This window comes from Chloracidobacterium sp., assembly GCA_016716305.1.
Classification (GTDB): domain Bacteria; phylum Acidobacteriota; class Blastocatellia; order Pyrinomonadales; family Pyrinomonadaceae; genus OLB17.
In genome coordinates this window covers 3052868-3065337 of sequence record JADJWP010000002.1, presented here as the reverse complement: position 1 = coordinate 3065337, position 12470 = coordinate 3052868, and the positions used below count along the sequence as shown (strand labels likewise).

Below are 12470 nucleotides of genomic sequence, written 5' to 3'. Positions count from 1 at the left end.
TTGAAGAATACCATCGAACTACTCATGAACGAGATCGTATACGAATTCACTCGAGCGCGTGCTCGGCCTTCGCGGCTCTCTGTCGTCGTGCCTCGAACAATATTACGCCGGCTGCCACAGATACGTTCAAGGAATCTATTCTTCCATACATCGGGATCCTGACCAAGACGTCGCAGTTTTCGGCAACCAGGCGATGGAGCCCGCTTCCCTCATTCCCGAGAACGAGTGCAGAATTCTGGCTCCAGTCCCAATCTGTGTAATCGAGCGAAGCATCGCCGCTGGTCCCGACGACCCATACGTTTCGGGTTTTCAGTTCTTCGATCAGTCGGTTCACATTTGGGACCTTCGCAACCTTAACGTATTCAGTCGCGCCCGCAGACGATTTTGCCGCCGTTTCGGTCAAACCGACCGCTCGCCGTTCCGGGATGAAAATGCCGTCAGCTCCGGCGCACTCGACCGTACGAAGTATCGCTCCAAAGTTCCTCGGGTCTTCGATCCCGTCCAGAATCACAAACAATGCTCCGTCGCCGGCGCTTTCCAACAGTTCGGTCTCCGACGTATATTCGGCCGCCGAAGCGGCGGCGACGACACCCTGATGGTTCGCTTCAGCCGGAACCATTGACGACATGTTATCGCGCGAGATCAGGTTCACCGCGATGCCGTTCTTTCTTGCAAGTTCGCTTATTTCGCGAAGACGGTGCTCCCTTGCCCCGTCGGTGATATAGACCTTGTCGATCCGGCGAGCGTTTCCCCGCAGCGCTTCCAGAACCGGTAAAACTCCGTAGATCAAATGAGCGGATGCGGCCGCCCGCTCGAACTTCGGCCGAGGCAGATCTCGCTTGGCCCGACCAGTATCATCCCGCAGCTTTTCATTTTGACGTGGCCCTGATCTTTTCATTTTAAATGTCGGAGCATCCGCGAATATCTTGTGAATTGCTCCAAATTATTCGTCGTATCGACGTGAGCAAGGTCCTTTCGGCCGAACCCCGAACGCTGGAATCCTGCAGAGTGACGTGTTCGCTCGGGTTCCCAAACAAGGTCGAGCAGCGATCGGTTTTCCCGATACGATCGATCGATCGAAGCATCGGGACATCTCACCTCGATCAAACGCAAGAGCTTTTCGAGATTGTCTGCGGCAAGCAGCCCTTTCTCATTTCCAAGACAGGAAAAATCAAAACCGGTTGTCGGAATACGAAAGCCGGGATCATGGCCGGATGAGTAGATGTCGACCACCAATTGGTCAGACGACGTTGCCGATTCTTCGAGCGTCTTTACCTCGCCTTTCTTCTTTCTTGTCGTAGCCTCGATTTGGGATTCTACGATCATCCCCAGAACCGCATACTCGATCTCACCGGTATCGTGGACAAATGTATTGTCGCCATTAAAGGCCGTAAATTCGATCTGACCGTCGAGAAATCTTATCGATCGAAGTCGAACTGGCAAAATATCAGATGAAAGTTCACTGTCGCCGACCACGATCGCATCGATCCCGGCCTCGGCAAGAATGCCGACGACGATATCGGATTCTCGAACTGATTCTACACGCACGAACGGCAAGGCCGAACCTGACGCGAGTATCCGGGACAGTAATGCGGCATCAAGACCGACCGAATTGCATAATCTCTCGGTAGCCGGTTCGATCGTCCTCCGATCATTTCGGTTTATGATGACGTTGAGGCCTCGTTCCCATTTCTCGAGCGTGCGGAGATTCAACCTGACTGCGACCGTCGAACCGACGGGCAACTCCAGTTCAGATGCACAATAAAAGCACTTCAGCCTGTTCGGCGGGTTCGCTTTGCCGCAGCGGCCGCACGACGCCATTTCGTCGGCCGTAAAGCCTATCGCCCGCGGAAGCACATCGTCGTTCGGCGAAACAGGCCTATTCTCGTTTTCAACTATGTCATCGCTCATCTTCGCTGGGGCGATTTTATCATCAAGTCACGAGAAATGCTTGACCGATGGAGATTGTCGATGCAAACTAAGAGACAGTCTATTTTGAGGGTGCATTTGCAGCTCGTTGGGATGGTCAGATGTTTGTTAAGGTAAGCTGATAGTTTGAAAATAATTTTCGATACGCTTTTTGACGAAGTCGATACTTTTGCAGTTCGTTATTTTGTTTAGCCCCAGCCTTTCCTGCCGCTTGTCCGCTCAAAATAGTCAAGTAAATTGAATATTTGAGGTCAAGATCATGCAGTTCGATACCTCTACGGGATCTTCGTGGAAATTCGGTCACCGCGGACGTGTAGCCGTTTTCATCGACGGCAACAACCTTTTTCACGCTGCTCGTTTTCACACGATCGACATCGATTACAACAAGCTTCTTCGAATACTTTTGGGCGATGGCAGGCTTCTGCGTGCCTTCTTCTACACCGGCGTAGACGCCGGCGCCGAACGCCAGCAGGGTTTCCTGCTGTGGATGCGGCGGAATGGATTTCGGGTCGTACAGAAGGAATTAAAGACGTTCTACGATGGAACGCGAAAGGCAAACCTCGATGTCGAGATCGCCGTCGATATGCTCAGCCTGGCGGGCCGCTACGATACGGCCGTACTTGTCTCGGGCGATGAGGACTTCGTTTACGCCGTAAATGCGGTCGCGTATAAAGGCTGCCGTGTCGAAGTTGCCGGGTTCCGGTCGAACACTGCTCCTCGATTGATCGACGTTGCCGACTTTTTTATCGATCTAGGCGAGATCGCGGAGCTGATCCGAAAGGACGGCAGTCTGCAGGAAGATTACGAAGTAGGTTCGTTCATCTCCAGCCAGGATATGCCGGTTCCCGACATCATTCGCGGACAATCGCGAGAGCCGTTGGTTCGCGGTGTGAGAACTCCGCCGATCGATTCAGTATTCTCAGACGACGACCGTGACGATATCACGGGCTTTCGCCATCCGAATGGTGATCGATGAAGCTCTTTACGGTCCAAGAAGCAAATCTGTTGATACCGCGTGTCAGATTAAAGCTCGAAATGATCAAGCGGCTTTATGAAAACGTGTCACGGTATCGTGAGCCGGCGCGAGCGGCGGCCGGTGCGTCAGAATTTGGCGGCGGAATGATCGGCGGTTCGAAGTACGTCCGATCGCTTTACGACATCGGAAAACTGACCACGGAGATCGGCGAGACAGGCGTCCAGATCAAGGACTACACGCGCGGACTGATCGATTTTCCATCGATGAGGGACGATCGAGTCGTCCTCCTTTGCTGGCAACTAGGCGAACCCGATGAGATCGGTTGGTGGCACGAGATCGATGCGGGTTTTGCGGGCCGTCAGCCATTGTGAACGGTTTTGTAACATATTTGTAAATCCATTGTTTAAACGAGTTAGCGCGCTTCGCTGGCAGGAAAGCCGAAAGTGTATCTATTTGTGCGCTTTACTGTTGACGAGTTAAAGTAACTTCTGATACTATTTCCGTGTTTTGCCCCGTTCGCGCTCGAAATCACGAAAAATTGTAGTTTGCCACGCCTATGATGTGCCCCGTTTGTAAACGCGACCTTGCACCAACTCTATCCATTTGTCTGACGTGCGGCGCGATGATGAACGATACCGTTCGCGAAGAGCTGGAGTCGAAGATCGGCAGGATCTCGGGACCATTGGCAGGTGCGGCTGAGCCAAAGCCGCAATTGCCGCGTGAAGCTGTTACGAAATCCGAACCGCGACCGATCGCCCCGCCACCTCCGGTAAGAGCGTTTACCGGTGAGTTTCCGTCAAAGAAAACCAGCCCGACACTGGTCGAATTTCAGTCTCGCAATGCAACGCTTCCCGACTGGCGCCTTCAGCTGCAAAACACGGTTCGTCAACGTACCGGAGGAGCCAGACAAGAAGCTCAGACGGCCGAAGTCGCACCTGTTCAGAAACCGCAGTTTGCTACGCATGGCGCGACAGCACTAAAGACCGAAACCTCACCTTCACCTGAGTCCACGGCGCATTCGAATGCTCGCGTCGCCAATGCATTGAAGCGTATCGAGGCCTCGCGACGGACGTTTTTGCCCGAAGCACCATCGGCTCCGGTCGACAAAAGGCCTGCCGCAAATCGAAATCACCCGTTCAATATCGTTTCGCGGACACAGCCGTCGATCGCAGCTCCAGCCGCAGCGCGGCCGGCCGTCGAAGTTCCTCGCAAGCCAAAGCTCGTTTCGTCGCTGCGGATCGAAAAGAAAGGGTTTGACACAAACAAGTTGCCGCCGCTTCCGAAGCCTGCATCGCTATCGTCGAGTTTTGATTCACAGGACGAACCGCTTCCGATCGAGGAATTTGCAATTCCGAGGTCGGGACCGGTCGAAAATTCAGCCGGCATCGCTGACGAACGGCTTGCTGTCGCTAACGGCCCGCTTGAGACTGACGAGATCGACGATCTGGCTCCCTTCTCGATGCGTTTTGGTTCAGGGGTATTCGATTTCATTCTTTCCGGGATCGCGACAATGGTGATTCTGTCGCCCTTTATGGTAAGCGGCGGAACGTGGTTCTCGTTTTCGGGAGTTCTAACGTTCGTTGCGACTTTGTCGATATTCCTGTTCTTTTATCTGACGGCCTCGATCAGTTTTTGGGGCAGGACATTTGGAATGCGGCTATTCTCGCTCGAACTGATAGACGCCGAACAGAACGCTTATCCGTCTGTCCATCAGGCGGCAGTCAGCTCGGCAGTTTTTCTGCTTTCTATCGCGTTCGGCGGTTTAGGGTTTCTTACCGTTCTGTTTAATGAGGAGCGACGCGCAATTCACGATATCGTATCGGGAACACTCCTCATTCGCGAAGTTTGATCCGTATCGTCGGTTTGCTCAGCGTCCAAAGTTGTCAACGAACAACTTTGGACGTTTTCATTTGACCGACTAGACTCTCAATGATGGACCGATTGGCATTTGATGAGATCGGACGAGAGATCGCTCCGGCATTGGCCGGACGGCGTTACGGTCGTGCGTTTCAACTCTCACGTTTTGAATTTATTTTCGATCTCCGACTATCCGGTTCAAGATATTTGTTGATAAACATCGACCCCGCCGAACCTCGCACCTATCTCGCCCGCAGAAAGCTTCGCGAGATCGAGAAAGCGAGTCTGAAACCCAGCCCTTTCGTCCAGAATATCAACGCACGGTTGTTCGATACCGCAGTACTCACGGTCACGATTCTCGCAGACAGCGATGTTATCCTGATCGATTTCGAGCCGGCTGATACAGCAGACACTATCGGCGGCAATTCATTGGCGGTGACGATGACAGGCCGTTCGGCCAATATCCTGCTGCTCGACAACGAATCGAACGTTGTGATGGTCGCCCGCGAGTCGGGTAATGAAGGCCAATGCGTTGGGGATAGATTCGCACCGCCAAAGCGAAAAGAGCCTGACGAACCGTCTTCACCGCCTAGTGACACCGGCGATCTTCTTACAGGCGACACAGCCGCATCGCTATCAGAGAGGCTCGATGGTTACTATCAGAAAAGAGCCGCGGTCGCCAAGTTTAACAAACTGGGTGCTCTCGCCTCGAGCAAGATCGAAAAGGAGATCAAAAAGAAGCGTAAGCTCTTAGAAAACCTCGATCAGGATCTGCGTGACCACGGCGATGCTGAGACCTGGAAACGCTTCGGTGACCTGCTCCTGGCCAACGTCAGAAACGCTGTTCGCGAATCGAATGCATTTGTCGTCACCGATCTGTTTGATCCGGGTCAACCGTTGATCCGAATAGAAGCAGTCAATGACGACTCGATAACCGAAACGGCCGAAAAATACTTTCGCAAATACGCGAAGTCGCGAAACGCAGCGATAGAGATCTCGAAAAGACGCGCGGCCGTTTTGTCGGACGTTGCACGGCTCGAATCGACCAAAGCGACTATCGGAAAGGCGATCGAGGAATCGGACGAAGAAACGCTTGAGAGATATGTGAATCCGGCACAACGGGAGCCGGCAATAGCGAGCAAAGGCAAGGCGGCCGGAACGAACAGCGGGGTACGCAAATTCATTTCGTCGGATGGGTTTGAGATACTGGTCGGCAAAAAGGCCAAGGATAACGATCAGCTAACGTTTCGGATCGCCAAGTCGCTCGACACCTGGATGCACGCTGCTGATTATCCAGGTTCGCACGTCGTGATCCGCAACCCAGGACGCAGCATTATCCCACCAAAGACGCTTCTCGAGGCCGCTCAGATCGCAGCCTTTTACAGTCAGGGAAATAAACAACCAAAGGCGGCTGTTCATTACACACAAAAGAAATTTGTAAATAAACCGAAAGGAGCAGCGCCCGGGCTTGTCAGCTTGGCGAGTTTCAAGACCATCTTGGTCGAGCCGAAGATCTCGCTTAAGTTGGAAGTACCTACTCGCTGACGATCCTTGCAACGGTATTTTCCATCTTCTTTATCTCAGCCGGATTTGCTCCGCGAAAAACGCCGCGAAGCCTGCCGTCGCGATCGACAAGAAAGCTCTGCGGGATCCCTTCAAATTTGCTAACACGGATCAGCGTCGACTGCATCTCCGTGCTTGCCCAAACCAATGGATAATTGACGTTCAACCTCGCTGCAAAATCGTCGATCATTTCCTTCGTGTCACCATCATCGGTGTTAAGGCCGATTATCTCGAAACCCCGATCGCGATATTTTTCCTGCAGCTTCACCAACGCCGGCACTTCGGCCAAACATGGTTTACACCAGGTAGCCCATAAATTCAGTAGCACGACGCGTCCCTTGCGGTCTGCGACGCGTGACGTCGAACCATCAAGATGTCTCATCTCGGCCTGGGCGGCTTTTTCGGCAAGCGGCGGAAAACCGGATGAGCCGGGTGCTGATCCCGTCGGTGTTTTGTCAGTTCCGTTAGAGTCGGATCTCGTGGTGTCGGAAGACGGCAGCGAGGCACAACCCGAAAAACTTGATAAGACAACCGACAGGACGGCAAATAATGAGACTTGAAGAACTACTTTCTTGAACATCTAGTAAGAAGACCGATCCTTTAACCTGAATACGATCACCGAAAGGATCGTCATTATTCCAAACATTAGCATTAAGACAACCTGATTCAAAACTTCATTCATCCACGGATGCAGATAAGAGATGTAAGAACTGAGGTCGTCGGGGACCTTTTTCATTTCGGGCACTTCAAGGCGGTCGGACAACGGATTCGGTTCCTGAGAGGTGTCAGCCTGATAGTTTGGCCCGGCGATGCGCTTGAAATCCTCCAGGTCCCGCTTTGCGTTCGAAATTATCTTTTCGTTCTCGGTCTCGACGAACTTGTACAGTCCCATGCCCTTGGTCTTTCCCCTGGGATTCGCACCTTCCGGTTCAAGTGTATCGAGCGTCGAAAATCGTTTCATGGTGTCGAACGACCAGGCTGACGGCATTGTCAGTCCGACGACCTTGTTCAATCCGGTCGGGACCCCGACCAATCCTGAGAACAAGATCTGCGGTATCAGTAAAAGCGGGACGAGGCTCGTGGCCATCTCAGACGTTTTTACGAACGCCGAAACTAGCAACCCGAGCGCGACGCCGACGCTCGAGGTCAGGAGCATCGCCCAGAATTGTGGAATGCCCCCGAATTCGCCGGGCATTGGCATCAGACCGGAAAGATCAAGTAACTTCAGCGGCACGAACAGAAGAAAACACTGAACCGAGACGATCAAACCGAGCACGAAGATCTTTGATCCCAGATACGGCAGGATGCCGAGGTTGAACATCCGCTCACGTTTATAGATCGGGCGTTCCCTAATGATCTCTCGTGCCGCGACCGACGTGCCAAACCATAGCGCGACCAAGGAAACAACAAAATAAACGAAATCACGCGGCTGCTCGGCCCCCATTATCAAATAGGTCATTGCAGCAATTATCGGGGCCTGCGCCAGCAGAATAAAGAGATTCGATCGATCCTTCAATAGAACCTCGATATACCGCCGCGATAACGTGAGCCATTGCCTGATAGAGCCAAAGACGCCGAGCCGACGACGTTTTGCGGTGCCCGAGGCATGCCCGGCAGACAGCTCTTTCAGCGGTTCCTCGATCAACTCTTTGAACTGCGGGGTGGCCTGATACTTTCTTTTCAACTCATCGGCCGTTCGTTCGATCGCACTGACCCGATCTATCGAATCACGCGAATCGGCGCCGGTCTCGCTCGGGTCATCCAATCTGCGATACAATTCGTCAAAGTTCTTTACGCCGAGATGCTTCAACGCATCGTCGGGCTCTCCGTAAAAGACCAGCCGGCCGCGAACCAGTACGACGATCTTGTCGAAGAGCTTCACGTTGCCCATCGCATGGGTGGTCATCACCACTGTTCGGCCCGAGTCGGCGATCTGTTTGAAAAGCCGCATTATCTTTCCCTCGGTCGCCGGGTCAAGGCCGGACGTCGGCTCATCGAGGAATATGACCGATGGTTTCGTCACGAGTTCAACGGCGATCGAAACGCGTTTACGCTGCCCGCCGGAAAGCTGTCGTACCGGCGTATCGCGCCGTTCGGCAAGGCCTGTCACGTCGAGGACCTCATCGATCATCTTTGCGATCTCATTCGAGGTCACATCGCGCGAAAGCCGAAGCTTTGCTACGTAATAAAGCGTTCGGTATACGGTCAGCTCACGGTGGATGATGTCGTCTTGCGGCACGTATCCGATCGCCTGCTTAAGCGAATCGAAGTGCCGATACAGGTCCAATTTGTTTATCAGCACCGAACCGGATGTCGCCGGTCTGACACCGTTCAGAGCTTCGATCAAGGTCGATTTACCGGCTCCCGAAGGCCCGATAAGGCCTATGAATTCATTCGGCTTGATCGATAGCGACACCTCGTCGAGCAACCTCACTTTTCCGCCGCGCGATCTGTCTTTCACTTCGGTCATGACGCCGATAACGTCGATACGGGTCTTTGAGCGGGTGTCGTAGACCAATACCTGATGACCCTGATCGACCCGGATCACGAACGATCCGATCTGGATCGAATCGCTGAATGAAACCTCGCCTCGGGTTACCCGCGACCCGTTGATGAATACGCCGTTTGTGGAACCGAGGTCCTCAACCCCAATGCCCGCCGATGTCCGAATCAGTTTCGCGTGTCTTTTTGAGATCTGGAGGCCGTCGAGCCTGATATCGTTCGATTCGTCGCGTCCAATGATGAGCGTTCCAGTTTGCGGAAATGAGGCCGTCATCAACAATTGCGGTTCATTGAACTCCTTCCCTCTTGCACTGCCAGCGACACTCTGCAGGCTGACGACCATGGTTTTCGACGAGATCGGATCGGTCGGGGCATTCAGCTGTGTCGGCGGGGCGATGGCATGCTGAACGCGTGCCGCGACCTCAGGCGTTGGCCGTGCCGCTGAAACCACGCAGAGTCGCGGGCCGCCCATCCCGAGCTGGATCGTGTCTCCATCGGAAAGCGTCGTCCGAGCCGATATCCGATGTCCATTTACTAGAGTCCCGTTAAAGCTGTTATTATCGACGACCGAAAGCTGATCATGACCTGCGATTATTTCTGCATGCTTCCGCGAGACCGTTGCCGAAGAAGCATCAAATACAACATTGCACGACGGATCGCGGCCGAGCCACAGGCTTCCGTCCGATACCGATAGCGGCGGCCGTTGTGACTCGTCGACAAATTCCAGTCTATAAACAGCAGGACGGGCTTCCGCAGGCGGAGACGGATCGTGTATCACTTTGGGTGAAGCCGCCGCGATCTCCACATCGGCATTGCTTTGAGAAAGTTCGAACCAAACGACACGCAGGATCGGGCCGTCCTGGCCAAACTGAATCGACGAGCCGACCTCAAGAATTGCGCTACCCGAGATCCGAACGCCATTCACAAATGTCCCGTAACTCGAGTTAAGATCGATGATCGCCCATTGACCGCCGGCCCATCGAAGTTCGGCGTGTTTTCGCGAGACCATCGGATATTGCGCGTTGTCGAAGGCAATATCGCACTCAAAGGCGTCTCGCCCGACGAGTATGACGTCCTGACCAAAAGACCGTTCGGCGTTTTGTTGTCCGGCGCTCTCTTCGGCAAGGATGATGTTCATTGCGTGCTCTTTTTATCCGATGCCGAAAAGACGGCAATTTACGTAGTATGAAAAAACAAAAAGCGTATGAGATGCCTCTCTACGCTTACGAACAAGACCCGATCCGATCTGATCATTGAGATCGGACAAGCCGGAAACCAAGGCCGGGACTCTTGGTCGAAGCGGGGACCTCCTGGCGGAATGTCGCGGTTATCCCGTCGGGCCCGGACGACTTGTATATCGCACCGCCGCCACGGACCATGAAATGCGGTTCAGCGAGTTTCGCGATCTCTCCGGAGCTTCCCGGATATAACGAAATTTCCGTACTGGTCCATTCAAAGACGTTCCCGATCAGATCTCGGACGCCCCAGTCGTTCGGACAGCCGGCATTACCGACCGCCTTTGGTTCGTTATTTGGCTGATCCAGGACCGCGCACTTCGGGTCGTAAGTATCACCCCAAGGATACAGATTGTTCTTTGAACCATTGCGGGCGGCGTATTCCCATTCGATCTCGGTCGGAAGCCTGTACGTGGCGTTGTCACGTTTCGAGCGCCACGCGGCGAAGGCCTTTGCATCGTCGAGACTGACCAGGCGGACGGGCATCTCATAGTGCTCGGGCAAAGGTTTATCGTTCACCCAATGCCCAGGAACCGGTCGATAACCTGTTTCCTGCACAAAAGCCAGATACTCCGAGTTGGTTACCTCTGTCTTATCCATCAAAAACGCCTGCACGTCGCGTTTATGAGCTGGTTTTTCGTTCTCGCGCCCGTCATTGCGCCCCATCATGAATGAGCCTGCCGGGATCTGCACTAATTCGGCCTTCTTGACGAGAACAGGTGTTTCCGTTGGCGTTGGTGTCGTACTGTTGGCGACATTCGCAGGCGGTTTGGGCTTTGATTCAAAGAATCCGAGCATATACGCTCCGCCAATTCCGCCAACGGCAATTACAAGAAACGCCAGGGCACCAGCAGCAGTCAGTACCAGCGGCGAAAGCAGCGATCTCTTTTGCGGCCGCGATCCGACATCGACGGTATGCCGGCCAGTATCCCACGCCTGAACCGAGGTCTTGAGCATGTCCGGCGAGTTGTCCTGCGTTGTCGAAAAATTCTGAGGCGTATTCGGCGATATCGCTCCGCTGTATGCGATCGTCGCTGCAGGCGGCCTTGGTATCGCATCGGCCGCCGATCTCAACTCAGCAACGACCTGTTTGGGGTTGCCGTCACAGTTCACGTCGCCGATCCAGTCCTCATACCCCTCTTTGCTTATTCGCAAATTGTGGCTGCCGGTCTGCAGGCCATTCAGGGTTATCCAGCCATCATCGCGGCTTTGCCCGACCGGGACGTTATCCACAAAGACCATCGAGTGCGGCGGATCGGTCTTGATATTGACGGCCGGCACTTTTGGAATGCCGCCTGAGGTCGTGTGAATACCGATCGATGCCGGGAAGATAGCTTCCTTCAATTCGCTGATCAGCACCTCGACCGACGGGGTCCGCTTCTCTTTGTCTTTTTGAAGAGTATGCAGTACCGCGGCCTCGACCTCTGGCGAAACACTTACGCCCATTTCGGCGAACCGCGGAGCCGGATCGCTGATGTGCTTCTTCATGATCGCCGGAATGGACGAACCCTTGAAAGGCACATCACCCGCGAGCATTTGATAAAGCATCACGCCAAGACTGTAAATATCCGACCGCGAATCGGGCTCGTCATCAGCCCATTGCTCCGGGGCCATGTAATATGGCGAGCCCATTAATCCGGTCGTTTGCGCCTGTATGAACGATCCGAGCAATTCACCGGACTTTATCTTCGCCAAGCCGAAATCGAGGATCTTTACTGCCTGTGAGATATGCGGCTTATCGCTGCATATCATGATATTCAACGGCTTGAGGTCGCGGTGAACGATACCTTGATGATGGGCGGCACCGACGCCTGAGCAGATCGCCGACATCAATTCCAACGCCCTTTCAGGCGACAATCGTTTTTCTCGGGTCAATAGGTCGTGAAGCGATTCGCCTTCGACGTACTCCATCACCAGGAAAGGGATAGAACCGCCGATCACGCCGTAATCGGTAACGGCAACAACATTCTGATGGCGGATCGCCGCTGCCGCCAGGGCTTCTTGCCTGAATCGCGTTACCAACTGAGGGTCGTTACCGACCAGATCCGGGAGAATTATCTTAATCGCAAGCTGTGTCTTGAGGTAAGCGTGCCGTGCTTTGTAAACGACCCCCATTCCGCCTTGCCCGAGTCGGCATTCGATATGGTACTTGCCCTCTAAGATCGGTTCACCGGCGATCGTGTGCATCGTCGGCATTCCGTCTTTGGGGCAAGTTCCGACATCGTCGGAATAGCAGTTTTTACAAAGCTGGCATTCTTTCATTTCACGCTGACACGCTCACAAGAACTTGCTTCGGGTGAGGTTCCGAATACTACAATGACTTCATCTGGTGTAAGCTTTTGCTCCGTTCGCGCCTCTTGATTCTAGTTTTTTTACAGACTTCAAGCAAGGTATAAACACAATGGTCC

General features: G+C 53.7%; 9 protein-coding genes. 4 read left to right on the top strand and 5 right to left on the bottom strand.

Annotated elements, in window-relative coordinates:
• Positions 1-46: 46 nt before the first annotated feature.
• Both rlmB and IPM28_15955 read right to left on the bottom strand, forming a co-directional pair.
• On the bottom strand, positions 47-898 hold the full coding sequence (gene rlmB, locus IPM28_15960) for a 23S rRNA (guanosine(2251)-2'-O)-methyltransferase RlmB (protein MBK9174479.1): 852 nt from the start codon (positions 896-898) through the stop codon (positions 47-49).
• Positions 895-1911: a hypothetical protein gene (locus tag IPM28_15955; protein ID MBK9174478.1), complete on the bottom strand. Its 1017-nt coding sequence runs from the start codon at positions 1909-1911 to the stop codon at positions 895-897. Before IPM28_15955 ends, rlmB begins: the two co-directional genes overlap by 4 nt.
• A gap of 277 nt (positions 1912-2188) precedes the next feature.
• Between IPM28_15955 and IPM28_15950 the strand changes: the two genes are divergently transcribed.
• From IPM28_15950 to IPM28_15935, 4 genes are all read left to right on the top strand, one after another.
• Positions 2189-2905, top strand: coding sequence for an NYN domain-containing protein (locus IPM28_15950; GenBank protein ID MBK9174477.1), 717 nt, complete (start codon positions 2189-2191; stop codon positions 2903-2905).
• A complete protein-coding gene (locus tag IPM28_15945) occupies positions 2902-3276 on the top strand; it encodes a DUF2203 domain-containing protein (GenBank protein MBK9174476.1) in 375 nt (124 codons plus the stop codon). Before IPM28_15950 ends, IPM28_15945 begins: the two co-directional genes overlap by 4 nt.
• A 254-nt stretch (positions 3277-3530) precedes the next feature.
• Positions 3531-4754: an RDD family protein gene (locus tag IPM28_15940; GenBank protein ID MBK9174475.1), complete on the top strand. Its 1224-nt coding sequence runs from the start codon at positions 3531-3533 to the stop codon at positions 4752-4754.
• 80 nt (positions 4755-4834) lie between these two features.
• Positions 4835-6307 (top strand): DUF814 domain-containing protein, encoded by a 1473-nt coding sequence (locus IPM28_15935; protein MBK9174474.1) that lies wholly within the window; start codon positions 4835-4837, stop codon positions 6305-6307.
• On the opposite strand, the gene IPM28_15930 is transcribed toward IPM28_15935, so the two are convergent.
• The 3 genes from IPM28_15930 to IPM28_15920 form a co-directional block, all read right to left on the bottom strand.
• On the bottom strand, positions 6297-6905 hold the full coding sequence (locus IPM28_15930; GenBank protein MBK9174473.1) for a TlpA family protein disulfide reductase: 609 nt from the start codon (positions 6903-6905) through the stop codon (positions 6297-6299). The genes IPM28_15935 and IPM28_15930 overlap by 11 nt on opposite strands.
• Positions 6906-9965 (bottom strand): FHA domain-containing protein, encoded by a 3060-nt coding sequence (locus IPM28_15925; protein ID MBK9174472.1) that lies wholly within the window; start codon positions 9963-9965, stop codon positions 6906-6908. It abuts the gene before it with no gap.
• 112 nt (positions 9966-10077) lie between these two features.
• Entirely contained in the window at positions 10078-12324 is a 2247-nt protein-coding gene (locus IPM28_15920) for an SUMF1/EgtB/PvdO family nonheme iron enzyme (protein ID MBK9174471.1), read from the bottom strand.
• Positions 12325-12470 lie beyond the last annotated feature (146 nt).

Excerpts from the sequence above, each read along its gene's own strand:
- rlmB (MBK9174479.1), bottom strand. The coding sequence starts at position 898 with ATGAAAAGATCAGGGCCACGTCAAAATGAAAAGCTGCGGGATGATACT.
- IPM28_15955 (MBK9174478.1), bottom strand. The coding sequence starts at position 1,911 with ATGAGCGATGACATAGTTGAAAACGAGAATAGGCCTGTTTCGCCGAAC.
- IPM28_15950 (MBK9174477.1), top strand. The coding sequence starts at position 2,189 with ATGCAGTTCGATACCTCTACGGGATCTTCGTGGAAATTCGGTCACCGC.
- IPM28_15945 (MBK9174476.1), top strand. The coding sequence starts at position 2,902 with ATGAAGCTCTTTACGGTCCAAGAAGCAAATCTGTTGATACCGCGTGTC.
- IPM28_15940 (MBK9174475.1), top strand. The coding sequence starts at position 3,531 with ATGAACGATACCGTTCGCGAAGAGCTGGAGTCGAAGATCGGCAGGATC.
- IPM28_15935 (MBK9174474.1), top strand. The coding sequence starts at position 4,835 with ATGATGGACCGATTGGCATTTGATGAGATCGGACGAGAGATCGCTCCG.
- IPM28_15930 (MBK9174473.1), bottom strand. The coding sequence starts at position 6,905 with ATGTTCAAGAAAGTAGTTCTTCAAGTCTCATTATTTGCCGTCCTGTCG.
- IPM28_15925 (MBK9174472.1), bottom strand. The coding sequence starts at position 9,965 with ATGAACATCATCCTTGCCGAAGAGAGCGCCGGACAACAAAACGCCGAA.
- IPM28_15920 (MBK9174471.1), bottom strand. The coding sequence starts at position 12,324 with ATGAAAGAATGCCAGCTTTGTAAAAACTGCTATTCCGACGATGTCGGA.